Source organism: Parashewanella sp. 2210YD4-3 (assembly GCF_056591735.1).
On record NZ_JBWQOG010000013.1, the window covers coordinates 22,988 to 46,472 of the forward strand.

At 42.3% G+C, this 23,485-nt stretch carries 14 protein-coding genes; 5 read left to right on the plus strand and 9 right to left on the minus strand.

From position 1 onward, the window contains the following. Positions 1-23: 23 nt before the first annotated feature. The gene (locus tag AC1EU0_RS16600; protein WP_480303684.1) at positions 24-3,200 is read left to right on the plus strand and encodes a protein kinase domain-containing protein; all 3,177 of its coding nucleotides are present in this window, start codon (positions 24-26) and stop codon (positions 3,198-3,200) included. 8 nt (positions 3,201-3,208) lie between these two features. Here AC1EU0_RS16600 and AC1EU0_RS16605 read toward each other — a convergent pair whose 3' ends face one another. The 3 genes from AC1EU0_RS16605 to AC1EU0_RS16615 form a co-directional block, all read right to left on the minus strand. Then, entirely contained in the window at positions 3,209-5,608 is a 2,400-nt protein-coding gene (locus tag AC1EU0_RS16605) for a zinc-dependent metalloprotease (RefSeq protein WP_480303685.1), read from the minus strand. Positions 5,609-5,944: 336 nt separating this feature from the next. Beyond that, positions 5,945-7,516: a sodium/sugar symporter gene (locus AC1EU0_RS16610; protein ID WP_480303686.1), complete on the minus strand. Its 1,572-nt coding sequence runs from the start codon at positions 7,514-7,516 to the stop codon at positions 5,945-5,947. Positions 7,517-7,843: 327 nt separating this feature from the next. Beyond that, entirely contained in the window at positions 7,844-8,845 is a 1,002-nt protein-coding gene (locus AC1EU0_RS16615; protein WP_480303687.1) for a LacI family DNA-binding transcriptional regulator, read from the minus strand. Positions 8,846-8,983: 138 nt separating this feature from the next. Here AC1EU0_RS16615 and AC1EU0_RS16620 point away from each other — a divergent pair, with 138 nt between their 5' ends. The 3 genes from AC1EU0_RS16620 to galE are packed head-to-tail and all read left to right on the plus strand — an operon-like array spanning position 8,984 to position 12,228. Then, positions 8,984-10,024 (plus strand): UDP-glucose--hexose-1-phosphate uridylyltransferase, encoded by a 1,041-nt coding sequence (locus tag AC1EU0_RS16620; protein WP_480303688.1) that lies wholly within the window; start codon positions 8,984-8,986, stop codon positions 10,022-10,024. Between the two features lie 14 nt (positions 10,025-10,038). Beyond that, positions 10,039-11,193 (plus strand): galactokinase, encoded by a 1,155-nt coding sequence (gene galK / locus AC1EU0_RS16625; protein WP_480303689.1) that lies wholly within the window; start codon positions 10,039-10,041, stop codon positions 11,191-11,193. Positions 11,194-11,208: 15 nt separating this feature from the next. Beyond that, entirely contained in the window at positions 11,209-12,228 is a 1,020-nt protein-coding gene (gene galE / locus AC1EU0_RS16630; RefSeq protein WP_480303690.1) for a UDP-glucose 4-epimerase GalE, read from the plus strand. Positions 12,229-12,294: 66 nt separating this feature from the next. Here galE and AC1EU0_RS16635 read toward each other — a convergent pair whose 3' ends face one another. The 6 genes from AC1EU0_RS16635 to AC1EU0_RS16660 all read right to left on the minus strand — a co-directional run bounded on the left by AC1EU0_RS16635 (position 12,295) and on the right by AC1EU0_RS16660 (position 22,690). Beyond that, the gene (locus tag AC1EU0_RS16635; protein WP_480303691.1) at positions 12,295-12,738 is read right to left on the minus strand and encodes a hypothetical protein; all 444 of its coding nucleotides are present in this window, start codon (positions 12,736-12,738) and stop codon (positions 12,295-12,297) included. Between the two features lie 282 nt (positions 12,739-13,020). After that, a complete protein-coding gene (locus AC1EU0_RS16640) occupies positions 13,021-14,139 on the minus strand; it encodes an acyltransferase family protein (protein ID WP_480303692.1) in 1,119 nt (372 codons plus the stop codon). A 29-nt stretch (positions 14,140-14,168) separates the two neighbouring features. Next, complete coding sequence (locus tag AC1EU0_RS16645) at positions 14,169-14,759, minus strand: LysE family translocator (protein WP_480303693.1); 591 nt, start codon at positions 14,757-14,759, stop codon at positions 14,169-14,171. A gap of 150 nt (positions 14,760-14,909) precedes the next feature. Next, positions 14,910-17,057, minus strand: coding sequence for a multiheme c-type cytochrome (locus AC1EU0_RS16650; RefSeq protein WP_480303694.1), 2,148 nt, complete (start codon positions 17,055-17,057; stop codon positions 14,910-14,912). Between the two features lie 418 nt (positions 17,058-17,475). Next, complete coding sequence (locus AC1EU0_RS16655; protein ID WP_480303695.1) at positions 17,476-21,168, minus strand: response regulator; 3,693 nt, start codon at positions 21,166-21,168, stop codon at positions 17,476-17,478. A 127-nt stretch (positions 21,169-21,295) separates the two neighbouring features. Further along, positions 21,296-22,690: a PhoH family protein gene (locus AC1EU0_RS16660; protein ID WP_480303696.1), complete on the minus strand. Its 1,395-nt coding sequence runs from the start codon at positions 22,688-22,690 to the stop codon at positions 21,296-21,298. A 212-nt stretch (positions 22,691-22,902) separates the two neighbouring features. On the opposite strand from AC1EU0_RS16660, the gene AC1EU0_RS16665 reads away from it, so the two are divergent. Further along, on the plus strand, positions 22,903-23,325 hold the full coding sequence (locus AC1EU0_RS16665) for a lysozyme inhibitor LprI family protein (RefSeq protein ID WP_480303697.1): 423 nt from the start codon (positions 22,903-22,905) through the stop codon (positions 23,323-23,325). Positions 23,326-23,485 lie beyond the last annotated feature (160 nt).

Genomic DNA, 23,485 nt, shown 5'->3' on the forward strand with positions numbered 1-23,485 from the left:
AATCGCAGAAATAGGTATTTATATTGGCAGTTAATGGCAGGCCTACTCAAACGCTAAGCAGGTATGAGCAAGCCGTTCAGCAACTCGATTTTGAGGCATTACAACAAGGCAAACCGTGTGAATTAAGCATCGATACTGGTGGTTATTTTGCGCGTCGTTACACCGTAAAAAAATCTCACAACCAGTTAGTGCTGGTACAGAACCCTAAACTACCAATCAGAAAAACCGAATACACTCTTTCGGATCAATCAAATACCAACCATCATGAATATCAGCTGCTTACAGCTATTTCATCGCAGGCTTCTGTTGCCTTTTTACAACAAGAATTATTCACTACATCCTTGCCGCTTCCTCCGCTAAAAGTAGAAGTCATTAATAAGCTCGAACCCAAAAAAGCAGCAAAATTGCTTTCTGAAACCTTCGTAAACTCTACCCCACCGAATCTAGATGATCTAGCTCAAACGTTAAAACAGCTTGACGTTAAGATGGCGCTATCAATATTCAGTCAATTTAGTGCCGATTGTAGACAATCAATACTAAGCAACCAGCATTTAGAGCATTCACAGCGGCATGCACAATTGTTTTTTGAGCTCTCCATTGCAGAGCAACATACGTTTTTGGCTCAAAAAAATGAGCAAGAGCTGATTAACTTACTCGATAGCATCCAGTCACTGCTCCAAGATAAAGAATATGAAGATTGGGCCAAAGTTGATATCTCTGCATCAGACATAGACACCGGCTATTACACTGATAAATTTCTAGCATTATTAAAATCTGTGCAATCTCTACCAGAGATTAAACAAATGTTTGATGATGTGATTATTCAACTTCCCATCGATACCTTTATACATTTAGCCCACCTACTCTCACCAGAACAGCAACAGGATTGGCACCTTAGATATGCAGTAACCCGTAGCGACCTTTCTCCTCATCAAGCCATTTTTGCCAAACAAATTCTTTTGCTTCAACAAGGTGAAGCATTGTTGATATTAACTCAGCTCAAACCTCAACCTTTTATTCAGGTGTTAGCCGCAATGGAACCCGAGCAAGCACTTATTTATTTGCAGCAATTAAAATCAAGCCCCAAACTTTCACAGGCTCAAGCCTACTTGTTGAAGTACCTTACTAAAACAAAATCCCTTATCGGTACGGAATTAGGCTTAAATACTCATCAACAAGTGGCAACCCTGTGCTTCTTTTGCAGTGCCCTGCAATTAGAATCGGTGCTCAGTCAGTTACCCCCCAAAGAAGCTAAGTCGATTGTCACTCAATTGGTATTTTTAGCTGAACAGCATGGGCACGTGTGCTTACCCGAACTATTAAGCCGCCTCCCCACGGAATATTTTTTCTATGTCTCCCAAACTAAGCAATACAAGCTCTTAGAGTTACTGCAACTCAGCCCATCATTAACAGCGGCTCGCGTCTTATCCGAATGCCCTCCTCTTACATGGGATCAATTTCTACCTGCTCAAGATGGCTATTTATTAAGCTTAATAAAGGGGTTACCTTCTCAGCCTCGCCAGACACTAATAAGAAGAATACCTTGGGTACACTGGCAAGCTCTGGCTCAGAGAACCCCCAGTGACTTGTTAGTCGTAATTACAGATTTTACCTATGAATACCACTTTCAAACTTGGTGGCGTTTAACAAAAGCAGAGGATAGAGTTCAGGTATTTAATCAAGGCGCTTCGAAAATTTACAATCAATCTTATGAGGTTTACAAAGGTTGCTTGCTGTTTTTAAACGATGATGCATTGTTTGCGCTGGTCTCTCAAGTCCCAGCTTCAAATATCGCTGAAATGATAACAATGCACTCAACCCACCCTAAGCTAGTTCATTTTTTAGCTTTTATGGCCACTCAAAAAACAGGAGTATTGGAATCATCATGCCACGCCATATCAAGGCTAAGCCCTGTTTGGGGAGAAGCTGAGACTAAGGAGTTAGTGAACGCCTGTCATGCCAGCAATTTACACCAGATCACTCAAAGCCTAGCCAAATTACACCAAAGCCAACAAGCCATGATCGAAGTAAAAAAAGAAGAGGAAGATACAAAGAGTGGGAACGTAATTAAAAACGCGGTGAGTGTCATTGAAAGAGCTTATCGTAATCACAAAATCTCGGTCGCTATAGAGCATTACCTACAAAATTATCGAGCTCAAAATAAGGGTAGGAGCACTACTAAAACGCAAATTAGGCTCCCTATTTATTTCCATGATAAGAGAAAAATTTATCCTCCGATGCGTCACCCTATCGGAGCTAAAGATATCATTGGTCTACACCGATACGGCACACCTCATGGTGCAGCCAAAAGAGTGGCAACCCAAGATGATCATTATATCGAGTTTACACCTGAGCCCCTTGATTTTGCTGATGGTAGTACGCCTCTCGCGACACAATTCAGCTCAAATCATAATGCCAAAACGATGACTACTTACGAAGAAGTGCAAAAAGCGTTAGGAAGACCAAGCCTTGAAGACTCCTGTTTAGCTCCTGGGTTATTAGGTCTAGTAACGGCTAATCATAAAATGGTAGCGGCAAAGGGGGGAATAGATATCACTTGCTACATAAAATCACATGGCTCACTGCCTCTTCTTCCCTTTAAGTCATTAACAGAGCAAGTGGCCATGCTGCACAAAGCCAATATTATTCATCGTGATTTCAAACCTGAAAACATTTTGGTTAGAGATTCCGTGACGGTTCAAGGAAAAATATGTTGGCTGCCAAGCGTGAAGCTTAAAATTATTGATTTTAGTGGCAGCATCGTTAATCAGTTAGGTGCCCTGAATAAAGTTGGCGGTACTAATGCCTATATCACTCAAACACTGCACGAGAATCGCTGTCGAGAACAGCGTCGTAGTGGCTTAACCACCAATATTAGCAGTGATAATTATGCCTTATTGCTAACGATTTTTTACAGTATCAGCGAAGCATTTAGGAGGCTCCCCCTTCATTATCCGAGAGGTGCACAACATACCAATATTCTGGCTCGTTCATTCCATGACGGGATTTTAACGGAATATCAACACCATAACCCGGAAGCTGAAGCCTGTTTAATGAAGATCGTTAAACGATATATAAAACCTGAATACGTCAGAGCAGTGGAATGGTTTTTAAACAATCCGAGCCTGTACCACTTACCCGTTGTTCTCCATGAAGTGTTCAATTGGGAAGCAGAAGAGGAGGCAAGCCCCCTCATATAAATTAAGCATCAAATTGGCGAACCGGGAGGCAAAGCTAGTGGTTTAGCAATTAGCCGATGATTCTGATCCTCTATCCCCTTCTTTACTTCAGCTGCTAACCATTGCAAATGAGCCTCAATATCACCGTTATTTAAGCGAGCTTGTCGTGTAAGTTGTTTGCCACTCAACAGCAAATGTTCTGTCATCAAGGCCTTTACTTCTGGCGAAGTATTTGGGTGATGTAAACTCGCTAAAAGACTATCAGCCATCACAGCATTGGTTCTCATCCACAGTCGAACCATATTGGCTTGACTCGGCTTATTAAACCAAGTGCTATTTAAAACTTGAGTGAGTAACGCTTTTACTGATAACCGTTCAGCAGAGACTTGATTCGCTTCATCAATACGATTTAAGCGTTTTGGCTGCAAAATATTATCGCTGATATGACGACTGAGCACTTCTGCCATTCCGAGCTCATCACTTACTACACCTAAGCGAGATGCAAAACTTTCTCGGGTGCGACGATAAGCCCCACTTTTGGGTACTAATTGAGTTTTAAGTGCTGCTGGCAAGGCTAATTGTTGTGGCGATAAAGCATCAAGTAGAGCACTCAGAGCAAGGCGCTGTGACTCATTAGAGCTAAACTGCCACTCTGAGGTATAACCATAGTCATAATCGGTTCCGCCAATAAATTTAGCTGCAGCATTAATTTGATAGCGAGAAAGTAAATACATCGGCACTAAGGCATCGCTAAGCTCACCTAAAGGTTGTCCCTCTAATAACACATTAGCATTAAAGTCATTTAACGCCTGCTGACGAACCTTTTGCATATCATTCAGCTCATCAACCGCATTAGCACCGTTATCCCACAAGCTGGCATAAATATGACTAGCATCAACCGCGCGAGAGTCTGATTCACCAATATTTCTCAGGCCATCTTTATGAGCTAGGGCTATTAATGCTTTCAGGCTTTGTTTTTGATCTTGTGGGTTAGTAAACTCACCATAACCATACTTAATCGCAAATTCATCCCATTTGCCCACACCAACACCATAGGCATTACTGATATCAACCTTGCCATTATTTAAGGTTATCTTAGGGTGTGGATAATCCATCACTGATGCATCATGCGTAGATGAGGCTGCAAAATTATGAGCTATGCCAATGGTATGTCCCAATTCATGAGCCGATAACTGACGAATTCGAGCAAGTGCCATCTCCATAGCTGCTTTATCAGCAGCATCACGGTCTTTCCAGCCCGCGGTTAACCCACGGGCAATTAATAAATCTTGTCGAACGCGTAAACTCCCTAATGTCACATGACCTTTAATGATTTCACCATTACGAGGATCAGCAATTACGGCACCGTACGACCAACCACGAGTAGCACGATGCACCCATTGGATCATGTTGTAACGGATATCTTGTGGATCGGTACCTTCAGGTAATAACTTAACCTGAAAACCATCAATAAACCCTGCCGCTTCAAAAGCGGTTGACCACCAGCGAGCACCATCTAATAAAGCACTGCGAATAGGCTCCGGTGCACCACGATCGAGGTAATACACAATCGGCTTTTTAACTTTGCTTGGCGCCTTACCTGGATTCACTTTTTCTAATCGATGTCTTAATAAGTAACGTTGAGTTATGGGCTTATCAATCGGTTGTGCATAATCCATGTAGGATCCCGATAAATAACCACTGCGGGGATCATAAGCTCTAGATTGGTAACCTGCTTCAGGAAGCGCCACCATAGAATAACGTAATTTTAGGGATAGCTTTTTAGCATCAGGCGTTACTTGCCAAGCATAATTACCCGGCTTATTGCTGGTAAAAGTAAGAAGCACATCAACATCGGCATTTTTGGGAAAGATCTTAATGGAGCTTGGCTCCACCAAGGACAACCCTTTCGCCAATTGATAGCTGCCTTGCCCAGTATTTTTTAACCTAGCCGCCACTCCGTGGAGATCATTGACCACCAAATCATTTATCGCCACTTTCGGCTGTTTACCATCGATGATTTTGCCACGCCATAAGATGGAGTCAGCAAAGGCATCCTTTACCGCTTGTTGCTCAGCAGGATTATCAGAGTCGGCTCGATATTTGGTATTCAGCTGTTTAAGGACAAGATCACGGCCATATCGTTCAAATTGTACAAGACGTGTCGTGCCTAACTGACCTCTATCTAATCCTATATCGTTAGAACCAACGCCTTGAACTAGACTCGTCACCAACAAAAAAGGTTGATTGAGCTTTTCGACATTCAGCAACAAATCGCCAGTTTCGTTATCATAATTAAGCTGATAAAAGATTTGACTGGAAGCTTGTTGCTGCTGCGCCGTTGCAACATCAATAGCAGCATGAATGACGCTAGTATAACTAGCAGTGGCAATAAATAATCCGACGGCCAATCGGCTTGGTAATTTCATGTAGCGTCCTTGATCTTTTTTTACAATAGCTTACGGTCTGATTTATAGAGCGTGTTGATCTTTCAGGATTAAATTTTGTGCTATGTGAGCGTTTTTCTGTTCAAGGCGTGAGCAGTGAAGCTTAGTCATCTAAGTAAGCTGCTCACAACACAGAACAGGAAACGCTCAAAAGCATCGAAGACAGCGTAAATTGGCTACTTCTGCTGCGTTATCGCTTATTCATGTGGGGTAACCACACTTCACAAGCTCCGCCTTGCATAAGATAACCAATTTATCGCTGCAAAAACAATCACGAAAGATCAACACGCTCTAGTTATTCAATCCCCAAAAGGGACATCACCACCAAGTGGCGTATAATCCAGTTAATATCAATACAACGCCAACCGCGGCGACATTAAAACCTGATCGAGTTGCAAAACTGATTTCACTTAAATCAACACTATGGTTTTGATTAGTTTGCTTACCTAATAATGATATCGCGACGCATAATCCCAGACAGAGGAGAAAAACCAAACCAACGCGATCCATAAATGGCAGTTCAGGCCATACCAGCTTTAATAAAATTGAGAAACCCGCCGATCCTGTGGCAGCCGCTAAAGCGCCATTGGCTGTCGCCTTAGACCAGAACATTCCAAGTAAAAAAATCACCACAATGCCCGGAGTGAAGAAGCCCGTGAATTCTTGAATATACTGGAAAGCTTGATCAAATTTACCAAGCAGAGGCTCAGCAACAAACAGGGCTATCAACAGCGCTACTACAGAGGCAACTCGACCTACAAATACATAATGACGTTGGCTTTTAGTTGGTTTTAATTTAGCGTAAAGATCCATGGTAAAAATAGTGGATATCGAATTGGTCATCGACGCTAGCGATGACACAATGGCGGCCACGAGTGCGGCAAAAACCAGCCCTTTGATACCTACCGGCATTAATGACATCATGGATGGATAGGCTTGATCTGACGCTGTTAATTGTGGATATAGCACCACGGCTGCAATCCCTGGCAAGACTACGATTAATGGCATAAGCAGTTTTAGGTAAGCGGCAAACGCAATGCCTTTTTGGGCTTCGTTAACGCTCTTGGCTGCTAGAGCACGTTGGATAATGTATTGATTGAATCCCCAGTAACTGATGTTCATCACCCACATACCACCAATTAAAACAGAAATACCCGGAAGACTCATGTAATGCTCATTGTCTGGGCTTAAGATCATATCAAAATGACTGGGGAGGGTATCGGCTAAGATGCCAAAACCAGCAAGCACTCCTTGGTCTCCGGCACTTTCAGCTACGGCGTCCAATGCCAAGTAACTTAAAAATAGACCGCCGAATACCAACAGCACGACTTGTAAAATGTCCGTGTAAGCCACCGCTTTGAGTCCACCATAAAGTGAATAAGCGACTGAAAATACCGCAAGGAATACCATTCCCCACATCCAATCGACACCTGCGACGGTTTCGATAGCTAAACCACCTAACCAAAGAACGGCGGTTAAGTTAACAAAAATGTAAACCGCTAACCAAAACACCGCCAGAGTGGTTTTTACTCGGTGATCAAAACGTTGCTCTAAATATTGTGGCATGGTGTAAATGCCATTTTTCAAAAAGATGGGTAACATGTACTTACCCACAAGGATCAAGGTAATCGCGGCCATCCATTCATAAGACGCTATCGCTAAGCCAATGGCATAACCTGAGCCGGACATTCCAATGATTTGTTCAGCGGAAATATTAGCCGCAATTAATGACGCCCCAATAGCCCACCAAGGTAAGGCTTTAGAAGCTAAGAAGTAATCTTCAGTATTTTTACCTTCTTTCTTATCGTCTCTTGAGATCCATAACGCAATAAGCAAGAGCCCGACAACATAGACAATAAACACACTGGAATCGATAAAATCTAACTTCATGGTATTCACCTTTTTATAATTATTTCGCTTATTAGACATTTACCAAGCGCAGTAATCAGGTAAAACACATGTCTGTTTTTAATGGTGACCAGATCTGCTGATATCAATTTACGCAACGATAATATTCAAATATCAGTTGTAATCACCCAATCAGAATTGTATACAATGTAAAATATACACTCAGATTTAGCAACGATTTCTCAACATCATGAAAATTGAACTATGGGCTTAATTTAAGATGAAACCACACAAAGTGATCCATAAATCATGAATCACTCAGTAGTTGTAACTATGATAATGCTCTTTAAAAACATTATGGTGAAGAACTTATGCCCTGGCAGCAGACTCTCGTTTAATCAGCAATGGCACATATTTTTGATCTTGCTGGGGTGGAGTTTGATCTTTAGCCGCTAATGCCATGGAGAGCTTGGCAGCATGTTGTGCCATTTCTTCCACAGGGTAATCTAACGTCGTTAGTTTAGGGCGGGAAAACTGTGCCAAGATACCGTTATCAAAACCAATCACTGACACATCTTGCGGAACTCGAAAGCCATTATCTTCTAGAGTAGAGACAACCCCTATCGCCATGGCATCGTTATAGACAAAAATGGCAGAAAAGGACTGACCACTGGCTAATAATTCCTGCGCCGCCAACTTGCCGCCTTGTGGGTTCGGTTCAGCATATTTGACTAATTTAGGATTTAACGGAACATGACTTCCTTGCAGCACTTCTTGAAATCCTTGATGGCGATGAACCGGATCATCAATCGTAAAATTACTCATGATACAGGCACAATTTTGGTGATTGAGCATTAACAGGTGGCGACCTGCGATTCGTCCACCTTCAAGGTTATCCAACCAAATACAGCGTTCAGCAATTTCTTCGATGTAGCGATCTATCAACACAAAACCGGCAATGTCTTTGCTAAGGGCTATTAGTTCTTCTGCTGGCAATTTTTTACTGTGCATGACAATGGTGTCACAGCGTCTTTCTAATAATAAATTAATCGCTTGCCGCTCCGACTCAGCTGTATGACCACCAGTACTTAATAAGATCTGCATATTGTGTTCACGGGCAATTTTATCGATGCCATTCGCCAATACCGCAAAAAATGGATCAGAGATGTCAGGGATCACGACACCAATGGTGGTGCTTTTTTGACTGACTAAAGCTCGAGCGTTTGCATTAGGTCGATAACCAAGATCAACCATGATTTTTTTGATTTCTTCGCGCTTTTTATCGCTTACCTTGGGGCCATTGTTGACCACTCTCGAAACGGTAGCAACAGAAACGCCAGCTGCTTTTGCTACATCTTTAATTGTCACCATAAGTTTAGCTGTTGCCTTAATACGCTATTTTAAAAAAGAGCAAGGATTATAAACTAATCAACAAAAATTTAATATTATGTTGCAGAAATAAGGGTAAACGTTTAACCTTTCCCAAAGCAAAAATTTAGGAAAGCCAATATGACATCGCCATTTGATCCTACTGAGCATCCACACCGTCGTTATAACCCACTGATCAATGAGTGGGTTTTGGTGTCACCGCATCGGGCTAAGCGCCCTTGGCAAGGCCAAGTTGAAAAACTGGAGGAAACAGCAAAGCCAGCCTATGACGAAAGCTGTTTTCTGTGCGCAGGAAATACTCGTATCAATGGCGAAGTAAATGAAAAGTATGAAAAAACCTTTGTCTTTCAAAATGACTTTGCGGCTTTAAAACCTGATACTCCTATAAATGAAACCGACGATCCTCTGTTTCGCATGCGTACCGAACAAGGTGTGAGTCGAGTTATTTGCTTTTCACCCGATCACAGTAAAACGTTACCACAGCTAAGTGTTGATGAAATCGCCGATGTGGTTCACACATGGAAAGCTCAATGCGCTGATTTAGGTCAAACCTACAAATGGGTGCAAGTGTTTGAGAACAAAGGTGCGGTTATGGGGTGTTCGAATCCACATCCTCATGGGCAAGTATGGGCGCAGCAGCACTTACCGACCTTAGTTGAGAAAAAACAACAAGCACAGTCTGATTACTTTACTCAGCATGGTAGTAACTTATTAAGTGACTATGTGGCACGTGAAGTTGAATCTCAAGAGCGTGTGGTGGTTGAAAACTCTGATTGGGTAGTGGTCGTTCCTTATTGGGCAAGCTGGCCGTTTGAAACCTTGCTGTTACCAAAGTTTGCCGTTGCACGTATGACGGATCTTGATGCTGAAAAGGCTACAAGCTTGGCTGACATTATCAAACAAATCACCATTCGTTATGACAATTTATTTAATTGCTCTTTCCCATATTCAATGGGTTGGCATGGTGCTCCTTACGATGGTGAAACACACGGCGAGTGGACGTTACATGCTAGCTTCTTCCCACCGTTATTACGCTCTGCCACAGTGCGTAAATTTATGGTGGGTTACGAAATGATGGCTGAAGCTCAACGTGATCTCACAGCAGAGCAAGCGGCAGATCGCCTAAGAAATCTATCCAATATTCACTACAGCGAACAATAAAAAGAGCTAGCCCTATGTCACTTTTATTAGAGAAAACTCAAAATGCATTTGAGCAGGCTTTTGCCTCTGCACCTCAATTCACCATTAGAGCTCCGGGTCGCGTGAACCTGATTGGCGAACACACCGATTATAATGATGGCTTTGTACTGCCTTGTGCTATCAATTTTCATAGCTTGGTGTGTGCTAACCCACGCCAAGATCGCACTGTTCGCGTAGTTGCACTGGATTATAATCTTGAACAAGACGAATTTAGTCTAGATACCCCTATCGAACCCGTCGAAAAGCAATGGGCTAACTATGTTCGTGGTGTTGTTAAAGTGCTTGTGGAGCGCGGTTATGAGTTTAACGGTGCCGATATTGCGGTGTGCGGTAACATCCCTCAAGGCACAGGTCTATCGTCATCAGCCTCATTAGAGGTAGTCATGGGTCAAACCTTTAAGACATTATATTCACTCGATATTTCGCAGCAAGAAGTGGCCTTAATTGGTCAGGAAGCCGAAAACAAGTTTGTCGGCTGTAATTGCGGGATCATGGATCAATTAATTTCAGCCAAAGCCGAGCAAGGTCATGCCTCATTAATCGATTGTAAAACCTTAGAGCTTTCTTCGGTGTCCATTCCTGAAGGTCTGTCGATCGTCATCGTGAACTCCAATAAACAGCGTGGACTAGTGGACAGTGAATACAATACCCGTCGCCAACAATGTGAAGCTGCTTCTGCTTATTTCGGAGCAAAAAGCTTACGAGAAGTTGATTTGGCTACACTAGCAGCTGGTATTGATGGTTTAGATCCAGTGATCGCCAAACGGGCTCGTCATGTTGTCACTGAAAACCAACGTGTACTGGAAGCCGTTGAGGCCATGAATAATGGTAACATTCACAAACTGCAAGCTTTGATGGCGGCCTCTCATGCTTCTATGCGTGATGATTTTGAGATTACGGTCTTTGAAATCGACACTTTAGTCGACATCATTAAAGAAGCCGTTGGCACTCAAGGTGGCGTGCGCATGACTGGTGGTGGATTTGGTGGTTGTGTGGTTTCTCTTATCCCAGATGAATTAGTTGCAACAGTTGTGAAAACCATTAAAGATAAGTACCCTGCCTCAACAGGCTTAACGCCGGATGTTTTTGTTTGCTCAGCCGAAGCTGGTGCGGGTGAGTTAAAGGAATAAAATTAAGGTAGTAAAATGGCAATTTTAGTCACAGGCGGTGCGGGCTATATCGGTTCTCACACTGTTTTGAATTTATTAGAAAATAACTACGATGTCGTCGTGTTTGATAACCTATCAAACGCGAGTGAAACCTCACTTAAGCGAGTCGAACAGCTCACGGGAAAATCAGTCACTTTTGTTAAGGGTGATATTCGTGATAAAGCTGCGTTAAGCCAAGTGTTTGAGCAGCATGACATTTCAGCCACCATTCACTTTGCCGCTTTAAAAGCCGTGGGTGAATCAGCACAAATTCCATTGGCTTACTACGACAACAACGTTTATGGCACCATTACCTTATTAGAAGTGATGAAGCAGCATAAGGTTTTCGACTTTATTTTCAGCTCATCAGCGACCGTTTACGGCGAAGAAGCCATTCCTCCTTATGTTGAAACTATGAAGCTCGGTACACCTAGCAGCCCTTATGGCGCAAGCAAGGTCATGGTTGAGCGAGTGATGGAAGATTTTGGCAAATCCGATGCTAATTTCCGTGGTGTTTCTCTGCGATACTTTAACCCGATAGGTGCTCACGAAAGTGGTCAAATTGGTGAAGATCCTAAAGGTTTGCCTAACAACCTATTGCCATTTGTAGCTCAAGTAGCCGTTGGTAAACGCGAGAAATTAAGCGTGTTTGGTGACGACTACCCAACTCAAGATGGATCATGTGAGCGTGATTATTTACACGTTGTCGATTTAGCCGAAGGTCATGTAGCAGCATTACAATGGTTAGAGAAAACCCGTGACTTTACGGGTACTGAAGCCTTTAACCTTGGCACTGGCAGTGCTATTTCGGTATTTGCTATCATCAAAGCTTTTGAAAGTGCTAATAATATTCAAATTCCATTTGAGGTTGCACCACGTCGTGCAGGTGATCTGCCTGCGTTTTGGGCGAATGCCGACAAAGCGGCTCAGGCACTTAACTGGCAAGCTAAACGTAGCCTAGAAGCCATGATGGAAGATACATGGCGCTGGCAGTCGAATAACCCTAATGGGTATTAATATTTAGCCGTAATCAGAATATTAAAAGCCGCTTTTTTGAGAAGCGGCTTTTTAATTTCAACAGGATTAACCGATCACTTTAATTTGATTCAGCGAGTTAATTTTGATTTGAGTTTGGAAATAATACTTGTTGGTCATTTTGCCATTCGATAAGAAATATATCTTCACTCTCTTCACTTCACCTTTTACCTCAACCGTTTTATTTAAAAAGTACTTTTCCGGTGAAGTGCCGTATTTTTCATCAAGCTCAAAAGCGAGCATAGGAGTAATATGCACAGAAATATTGCGTCTATCTCGATAGTCATTTTGTGTGTTTAAATAAACGCGCTCTGACTGCATGCCCGTGGCTTTAATCGGTAACTTGAACGTCCCTTTTACTCCTTCTGGCGCATTTTCCTCTGATAATGCAATTAAATTCATGATACTTGCTGTATCAGAATTTACTATTAATTTTGGCGTAGAACCACAAGCCCCCAAAAACAAACAAAAAGCAACAACGGCTAATCTCATTTCAATCTCCATATAGTATTTTTATTCAATGAGTTATCTAGGGCGTGTTGATCTTTCAAGATTGAATTTTGTGCTATTTGAGCACTTTTCTGTTCAAGGCGTGAGCAGTGAAGCTTAGCCATCTAAGTAAGCTGATCACAACACAGAACAGGAAGTGCTCAAAAGCATCGAAGACAGCGTAAATTGGTCACTTCTGCTGCGTTATCGTTTGTTTATGTGGAAGAACCACACCTCACAAACTCTGCCTTGCATAAGATAACCAATTTATCACTGCAAAAACAATCACGAAAGATCAACACGCCCTAATTTCAATCCAAACAAATACCGTGTCAATTTGAAAGGTTTAATCACGAAATAACAAGTTGCTACACATAAAGAAAAAGCAGCAGCCAATAAACTAATTGATTTCACAGCAATCCCCGCATCCCATTGCACGATGTAATAGGCAAACGCGACAATAATGGTTTGATGCAAAATATAAAAAGGGTAAATCAACTCATTGGCCGTCTTTAGCCACCTTGGTGTGGTTTTACACATGACACTGGCGTAACCGACTAGCGTCAGTAAGCCTGACCATGACACTAAGGTGCAGACCAACCACCATAATTGCCAGCGTATATCTAATGACACGTAGGCGCTGATATCGGGCTTGAAATAATAGCCGTAAAACAATACTGAACTGAAAATAAACCACTTGAGGTTGGTACTGCGATTGTCAGCGAGTGCTTTCCAACTACTGGGACTCTTTATAAAACACATCCCTGCCATAAAGAACATCAGGAAAAATACCGACACCGATAAGTTCTCAATATTATGGCTTTGCGATGGCATTATCCATTTAAGGCTCAACCTAACCGTTAACACTAAAATCACTAACGAAAACAGCCCATGCTGAGTAGTGGTCAATCGACTGAGTTTCTTGATAAAGCGTTCACCGAGGTTACTGTTTAAAACACGCTTTAATGGCACGGCAATAATCATAAAAATGATCAAAAATTCGATAAACCACAGATGATTGACATCAAATGACAAGACTAACTTTTTATAAGCGTCGACTAAGCCTTGATAATCATCGATATTTTCGTAGTAATTTTGCGGAGGGACGATGAACATCATTGCAATAATGAGCGGCACAAATAACCGATGAAACTTACTGAGTAAAAACGATTTAATACTGACTTTTTGCAATAGGAGATAACTTCCAGCTCCTGCGACAAAGAACAAAATTTGCAGCCGTAATTGCTCAAAATACACCATGATGTCATCAAGTAACTTGCTCGACTCTTGGTTCATTACATGCCAGCCATCACCATTAAATGGCATAAACACATGGTGAAGAAATACCGCCAAAATCAACAAAACTCGCAGCCAATCTAACTCTGAATATCGTATTTGTTCCATCTTCTTCTGTCGTCCATGTTTGATTTTATTTATAGGAACAACGCCGCTGCAACACTAATCACCATCAGCAGGGCAAAGAGAATGCGAATAAACTGAGCACGCTTTGGTGTCGCGAACACCGGCTTTAATAGCCCACCTGCACCCAGCCAGATAACATCAACAACACAGGCTACAATAAACCCAGTAATGCCAGTTAAGACGTAACTTAGAATGACATTATCGATAGGGAGTAGAAATTGAGAGAACAAAGCCAAAAACGCGGCATACACTTTCGGATTAAACAGATTCAGTAAAAAACCGTCTTTAAAATCAGGTGTTTCATCCCCCTGAGCCACACCGCCTTTTGCGGTCGCAATTTTATAAGCGATAAACAACAGATACCCTGTCGCAAGCAGCTGACAAACTAATCGAACTTTAGGAAAGGTTTCAAATAAGGTCGCTAACCCAATCGCCGCAATGGTAATGGCAACCGCGATGCCCGATAAAATCCCAGCCAGAAATGGTAAGCCTCTTTTAAACCCTGAACTGGCACCTACTGCCGCTAACGCCAATGGTGCTGGACCGGGCGATCCTAAAAACGCGGCCGTAGTTAATACTAAGGTGATCCAACTTTCTAACATGCCTGTACTTCCTTTTAATTCACCAAAGAACTTAGTTTGGCGGGTTATACTATCATCCTGATTTAACGATAAAAACCACAATGATGTAATGGAATGTTTATGAATACAGGCGTGAATCTGATGTGGAATTACGTCAAAGAAAGTTAGCTATTACCAACTCCCTTGAGTGCTAAAAAACTCGTATGACTCTACGTCTTGTAACTTTTGTGATAATTGTCGACCTAGATTTAATAAATTCGGATTGTGCTGGTAATGAGCAACCACCTTTTTAAGCTCGGAAAGCGCTTGTCGCGTTCTGCCTGAACTATCAAGGGCAATGTAATACACATAGGCATATTGAGCATTATCGGGCGCTTGATGAACAGCTCGTTTAAAGTAGGTTAACGCTTGTTGGTGCTGTTTTTGACGAATTAAAAACAGTCCAAAACTGTAACTCACAACAGCCGAATTAGGGACATGTTGAAGCGCTTCAGAGTACACTTGCTGCTCTTTATCAATTTGACGTAAGTTGCGATAAATATCCGTCAAATTGATATATGATTCAGCAAAGTAAGGATCAACCTTAATACTGTGATTGAGCGCAACAATAGCCGCATCATAGTTTCTCATCCTTACCAATTCTTGACTGGCATTTAAGCTGCCTTCTCCTCGCCATGAATTAATATCATGAGATTGTACAAGTTCGTCATACGCTGCTTTAAGTGCGTTCATATCGGTGAGATGTGAATCTAATAATGCCGTTGCCGCTGTGACTCGAATAGCGCGGTATTTGTCTTTAAGCAATTTTGGCAAAGATAATTGGCGTTGCCCCTCTGGCAATAATTGCCCTATCTTCGCTACCGCTAATCGGATCAATGGCTCTTTCGAGTGTAACCAAGGCTCAACAGTAGCATTGTCTATTTGCCTTGTACTGTTGGGCAGCAGTGCTATTGCACTGGCACGTTTGATCACCGCCAAACGGTGATCATTGATAACCGCTAAGTGCTGAGATAAAGGTAACCCACCTTGCTTTTGTAGCCGGATATAATCCAATTCAACCTGAGTTAAGGTATTCGATTTACCGTACCAAGTCGCCACTTTACCACTCGCCCAACTGACAGGCTTATCTTTATGGCAAGTGCTACAGGCATTGGGAATTCCAAACTGCTCAGTCAAGCTCGGTCTTGGAATGCTAAAGCTGTGATCTCGCCTATCATCCACACCCATGTAACGCGTTTCTGGCATATGACAACTGACACATTGTGCGCCTTCACTGTCAAACGGATGGTTGAGATGAGCTTGTGTTTGATAGGCGTCGGCTTTATGGCATTGCAAACACAAGCCATTATTCTGAGCTTTTACCTTCATGGTGTGTTTGTCGTGACAGTCTAAACAATTCACTCCAGCTTCATACATCTTGCTCTGTGAAAATGAACCGTAAACATACACTTCTTCTTTGATTTGGCCATCGGCATGATACAAAGGTGCGGCGAGTAGATCAGGCGTAAATTGATCTAAAAACGGTTTCGCTGGGTCAATACCATCCGTCAAAGGCGTTCGCAGTGCATGACAAGCAAAGCAAGTATCCATAAAGCTGTTGTCACGCGGGCTGTTTGTGCGGCTGGCAATTTTTTCGCCCGGCCTAAACATCCAGTCTAGCTGTGAACCGACTTTAGGTTTTGGAGCTTTAACATGATCATCTTTTACCGTATGACACGACTTACAATTGACATTGATGCCTTCAAATGTGGTGTTAAAGTTATCACTGGTTTTATCGTAGTTTCGAGTTAACCCTTGTGAGTGGCAATCAGCACACATGCCGTTCCAGTTTTGCAGCGGTTGCTGCCAATGAAAGCGATCGTTGGGTTTCACATCTTCATCAGCATAATTAGGATACCAACGCTGTCCACCTTCAGATTTTGGGCGACTGTCCCATGAAAACGAAAAGGTTTGGTAACGGCCATTATTGGTTTTGATCAAGTACTGTTGCAGTGGATAGTGACCAAAAGTGTAAGCGATTTGATAACGATGCGTTTTGCCACCTTCAGTAAGCTCAACCCAAAATGTCTTCCCTTTCATAAAAAAACGGGCTTTTTGAGTGTGGTGCTCCACTGTCACATTATTAAAATCCCCCAAGACACTTTGGTCATTAGGCAACATCATAGCTTTGGCGTGATCGGACTTAAGCCAATCTTTGTGCTCGGTTTTATGGCAACTGGTGCAGTTATCTGAATTGGTCGGACTCGCGTTGGCGATACCAATACAAAGCGACATCAAAAATAGAAAGGGGCTTAATATTATCTTTAATTTCGAAGTCATTCTGATCCCGCTTTTTATTGTTATTTTCCGAACAGTACTGACTTTTATAAGCCATCAGTAACGCTTATCTTACCTCAAGGGTTACTGACTACAAATCAATTATCATATTTATTAAAAATAAAGGGAAGAAATGGAATTAAACCTAAAAACATCAGTTGGGCACGTTCTCAGGCTTAGATAAAATTGTTGATAACAAGGCGAAACTTGTAGCAAGTAGTTGTGCTACTTGCAAAAGGTTCAACGCAGTTAGGGGCTATTTTAGTAAGCTTGTGAGCGTGAAGCGATTCACCTAATGGGTGAACCAATAAAAAACGAAATGTCTTTATCATTTATCAGGTTAATATCTAGCTTAGCGTTCAACTAATGCTTTTAGGTTAAAGCATCACGACCTAAAACAATGGCCGTGATGCATAGAGGATTAGCTGGATTTGATCCACTCTGCAAGCGTATCAAATAACTCATTGAGGATAATCGGCTTAGTGATATGCGCATTCATTCCGGCAGATAAGCTTTTTTCTCTGTCTCCCGACATGGCATGGGCTGTCATGGCAATAATAGGCAGCTCCGTTGTACTGTAAGTTTCACGTAACTTTTTCGCCGCTGTCAAACCGTCCATGACAGGCATTTGAATATCCATCAATACAGCTTGATAATTATTTTCGGCAATCATATCCAACGCTACTTGACCATTTTCAGCAATCTCAACTTCGTAATCCGCACTCTTTAGTAACTCAGAGGCTACTTGCTGGTTGATCAGGTTATCTTCAACTAACAGCACCTTGCCTTTGCTGGTTGGGATTTCGACTGGAGTTTGTAATTCTAATGAGTCTTGGGACTCTTTTTGTGCAAAAGCATCGACAATAGAATCAAACAAGGCTGAAGCTTTAAACGGCTTTTGTAAAAAGGTGAAGACTTTAGTGTTGTCTACTTCGTCTTGAGTCGGCTCTTGGGCATGAGCGGTCATCATGATGATAACGGGTCGATGTTGAATGCGCCCATCTTCAAGCATACGTTCAACTTCTTCAATCACTTCACCGCCATGCATATTCGGCATCATCCAATCAATCAGAAGTAAATCAATATCTTGCTTTTGCAGCTGTTCCAATGCCGCTTCACCGTTATCTACAGTTTCCACATCAAAATTAAAATCTTGCATGATATTAGAGTAGATTTGTAATGCTGTTGGGTTGTCATCTACAACTAAGGTTTTCATTGAAGACAGTGATTCAGGCAAGGCTTTTAATTCAGGCTTGATATCGTCGGCGATTTCAAAGCTTAAGGTAAAACTGAATGTGCTGCCCTTAGCTGGCTCGCTTTCAATTTCCATTTTTCCGCCCATCATCGACACCAAGTGTTGGCTAATGGATAGCCCAAGCCCTGTGCCACCATATTTACGGGTCGTTGAACCATCAGCTTGAGCAAAGGCATCAAATAAGGTTTCTTGTTTGGTTTTTTCGATGCCTATTCCTGTATCTCTCACCCAAAAACGTAAAGTGATACGGTTATCTCGCTCTCCAAGATCTTCACAACCTAGCTCTATTTCCCCTTCTTGAGTAAACTTCACCGCATTAGACAGTAAATTAATCAACACTTGCCCTAAACGCAGCGGATCACCTTGCAACGTTAGCCCCGCTGTAACAGGAGCGTATAGCAATAACTCCACTCCTTGTTCTTGAGCTTTGATGACATTGAGATCAACAGCGTGATCAAGAACCTTATCGAGGGTAAAGGACACTTTTTCAAGCTCCAGTTTACCGGCCTCAATTTTTGAAAAGTCCAAAATATCATTAATGATCCGCAATAAAGACTGAGCCGAAAATCCAGCTTTATGGAGATAATCACGCTGCTGTTCGGTCAATGATGTACGCTGAGCTAGTTCCAACATGCCAATTACCGCATTCATCGGAGTACGGATCTCATGGCTCATATTGGCTAAGAACTCACTTTTATAGAGGTTCGCTGATTCCGCATCTTGCTTGGCTTCTAATAACGCCACTTCGTTTATTTTCTGGCGAGTAATGTCTTTATGGGTACCCACCATCCGCTTGGGTAAACCTGATGCGGTAAACTCTACTACCCGACCACGAGAAAGTAGCCAATAGAACTCACCATTTTTCGCCTGCATGCGATATTCAATTTCATAAACAGAATCCGGAGCTTGAAGATAATGCTCACGGTATTCCTGTACCCGCTGCTGATCATCTGGATGGATCAAATCATCAATCGTGGACACTAATGCTGGAAATTCGTTAGGTTTGTAGCCCATCATGGTATAAAAAGCGGGATTACAGATGATCTGCTCTGAATCTAAATACCAGTCCCAAAGCCCATCCTCTACAGCATCCATCGCCAGATGATAGCGCTCTTCTGATAAACGCAGCTGCTCAGCAGATTCATGCTCACGAGTAACATCGCGCCAAACAGCAATCAAGCCTAATAATTCATTACGTCGATTATAAAAAGGCAGTTTTAGGGTATCGAGCAATACTTGCTTACCAAACAATTCAACTTTTTCTTGATAACGCATTGGTATTTTATCTTTAAGGATCTGTTCATCTTCAGCACGAATACGTTCGCCCAGTTCCGGATTGGTCAAGGTCGCCGAAGTTTGCCCTATCAATTCATTTTCGGTGTACCCCAGCATGCGCTCCGCTGCCTTGTTACAGCCGAGATACTTGCCTTCTTTATCTTTGAAAATAATGGCTTCAGGGATCGAGTCAATCAGTGATCTTAACAGCGCATATTCACGCTCGCGACGCTCTGTGGTTTCTTTCAGTTTCTCGGTACGATTCGCCACTAGCTTATCTAAGCGTTTGTTTTGCTCTGACAAATTACGGGTATATTGTTGGTTCTCATCAAAAATTCGACTCACGAGTTGAAACCATGGAACCCAAGCTGGAGACATTTTTTCGGGAACAGGTCTAGGTATTTGTGAACAATTCTCGAGGTGAGATAAAAGTTGTGACGCAGGAGCCACAAATGAACGACGAGTCAGCCAGTGAACAATGGTAACCAATACTGATAAGGCAATGACCACAAAAATAAAGGTCATTTCTACTTCAGTTCTCGCATCCTGAAACATCGCTTCTACAGGCTGCATATACAACAATCGCCACGGTACATTTTGCAGGGCTACAGCCTGAATGTAGTAACCGTTTCTAATAAAACCTTCATCGGCATCAAACAGTTCTGACTCAGAAATATCATGTAATTTTGCTGGTATACGCTGACTTAAGTGAAACACCCGATTCATGCCGCCCGCTTCCATACTGCTGTCAGATAACACATTGTTTTTCTGATCCAGCAAAATAACCGTTCCCGGCATTTTAAAGTAATCATCAATCTGTTTTGACAATGAAGACAGCGTCATATCCAGATTAATAGACCCAATAAACTCATTATCCAGATAGACAGGGACACCAACGGTAGTCAGTAACTCTTTGCTCACGCCACCTAAATAGCCTTCAGACCAAAACACGTTACGCTGTGGGTTCATCCTTGGACCCGCCAACTGGAATTGTTTGTTATTCAGTAGCTCTTCTCTAAAACGTTGTTCATTTGATGGCCACGGATAATAAGACATCATTTTGCGTTTTGAGATGTAATAGATTGAAGATGATTCAGGTGCGGCTTGCTTAGCCACAGGAAAGGACAGTGACAATTCAAACAACATTTCTAATTCTTGGTAGAACCGATCACTGCGATGCTCCAACGACCCTGTGCCCGTGATCCGCCCCATGTTGGTAAAAGGCTGCCCACTTTTGGCATACTGTGGTTCTAGAGTAAAAAACTGTCTGGTTTCGTTAAACTTTTCGTATTCGGATAATCGGTCTTTTCGAACTAACTCACCTCGTCGCAAATGGTCTACTGCTACATTACGTAAGCTGCTAATGGCTCGAATACTCGACTCTAACAGTAAATCCACTTGGCGAACATGCTGCTCAATCTGTAACTCTCGCTTTTGAATAAGTTCTTTTTTTTGAGCATCATACGCCGACCATGACAGCAACATGGCAATGATAATCACCCCAAAATAGGTGTATAACACAGCCCAGTTATAGTTTTTTTGAATAGAAGATGTCAGTTGCTGAACAGGTTCAGTGGGATTCATGTAGAGCCTTTTTGAAACTCATCAGTGGCAATGCTGAACTAATTATACTCACCAAACCAACACTGTCACTGATTCTCATAACAAAAACGCCCACTTAGGGCGCTTTTTTATGATGAATAATATCAAATTACATATATTCTTCGGCAAACTCAGCCAATCGAGAACGCACCACTCCATTTAGGTAAATATTGGCACTACCATCAAAGTTTTTAAAACGTTCAACAATATAGGTTAAGCCTGATGTTACTGGCGTGAGATAGTTAGAATCAATTTGCGCGAGATTACCGCAGCAAATCAGTTTAGTGCCTTCACCCATGCGTGTGATCATGGTCTTCAATTGTGAGGCGGTTAAGTTCTGACACTCATCCAACAATACGATGGTATTTTGAATCGAGCGTCCTCGCATAAAGTTAATGGACTTTAACTGAACGTTAGCTTTTTCCATGATGTAATTTAGGCTACCAGCCGGATTAACATCATGTTTATGCAACACTTCGAGAGTATCGGTTATGGCCGCGAGCCAAGGACCCATTTTTTCCTCTTCGGTACCGGGTAAAAAACCAATGGATTCCGCAATTTCTGGAGTATTGCGCGTTACAATGATTTTCTCATACTGATTTCGTTCCACCACCAACTCAAGTGCACTCGCCATCGCCAATAGGGTTTTACCGCAACCAGCAGGACCGGTTAAAATCACCATATCTATATCTGGATCCAGTAAAGCTTGCAGTGCCATGCCTTGGTAGACATTTTTAGGTCTGATGCCCCACGCTTCAGCATTCATGACCCGTTCACGGTTTAAGTCCTGAAAGGTGACATAATCTTGATCAAGCTTAGTCACTCGACCACAAAAATCTGATTCTTCATCAATCAGGTATTGATTGACGTAAAGAAGATCAGTATCAACCTCTGAAAGTGGCAACTGATGCATAGTCTTGCGACCTAAACGCTCAGTTTCAATGTTATCGACATTTTTCCAAAAGCTACCTTGAAATTGATGAAAGCCTTTGGTCAAAAAGCGTACATCATCGATGATTTGATCGCGGCGATAATCTTCAACCAGCTCAATACCCACCCCTTTAGCTTTCAGGCGCATATTGATGTCTTTGGTCACCAAAATCACATCGCGATTAGGGTGCTGCTGTTGTAAATGCAGCGTCGTGTTAAGGATCAGGTTATCGTTATTATCGCCAGTTAAACTGCCGATAGTAAATTCAATTAGATGGTCGGGGAAAACGGCAAGGTGTCCGGTTGCGTCTTCGTTTCCCGGTCTGACAGGAAGTGGTACACCGTGTACCAATTGCTCTGGGGTAATATTGCCACCTAACGTATCTTCGAGAGTACGAATGGCAACTCGGGCGTCGCGACTCACATCGCGTTTTCTATCTTTGATGGTATCGAGTTCTTCGAGTACCGTCATGGGGACTATAACATCATGTTCTTTGAAAGAATAAATTGCGAGTGGTTCATGCAATAACACGTTAGTATCTAATACAAACAGCTTGGTGTCGTCTCGGTCCATGGCGCCTCCATTCATGCGATTGGTATAAGAAAAATTGGTTTGAAGCCCCCTTTGTTGAAGTAATGATGATGGTTCAAAATTATGTCCATTCCATGACAATATTTCGACTTGTTGATACCACTAGTAAAGCGTAAGCTGACCAAAAAAGATACGGAAATTTGTGTAAAATTTTAATGAATGCATTTAAAGCCTTATATAGGCTGGGGTGACGTATGAAAATTTTTTCTCTTCGACTCGTATTATCGATCATTTTTGCTTTCAGTGGGGTGGCTCACGCTAGTGACCCCTGCCAACATCTATCCGATACCGTAAGCATTAATCAATGCAAGCAAACACGTCTTAAACAGATACAAGCCACTTTGAAGCAATATTGGCAACAAGCCCTCACACAACATTCTCAGCCAGCTGCTCTCAAACAAGCTTTAGACAGTGAACAGAAGCGCTGGCAGCAATACGCTGATGAACACTGCGATACGGTATACCAGCTATACTTACCTGGCACTATTGCCCCTAGCATGATGCTGGACTGCAAAACTCGACTGACTCAAACAAGAACCATGGAGATTTGGCAAGCTTACATACAAACTTTATCCGGCGATAAACCCGCACTGCCAAAGCCTGATTATAAACCATAATAAATTCAGATTGAGTTTCTGTTGGGCGAGGTATAGGCTAAAGCCTTTGTTGTATCAGACTGGCTAAAAGACTGTCCAATCTCGTTGAGCTTGATGCTAACCTGCTATTGCCTCAAATTTGAACATAAAAACGAAGATCGCCATTAACTTACCATCGGCA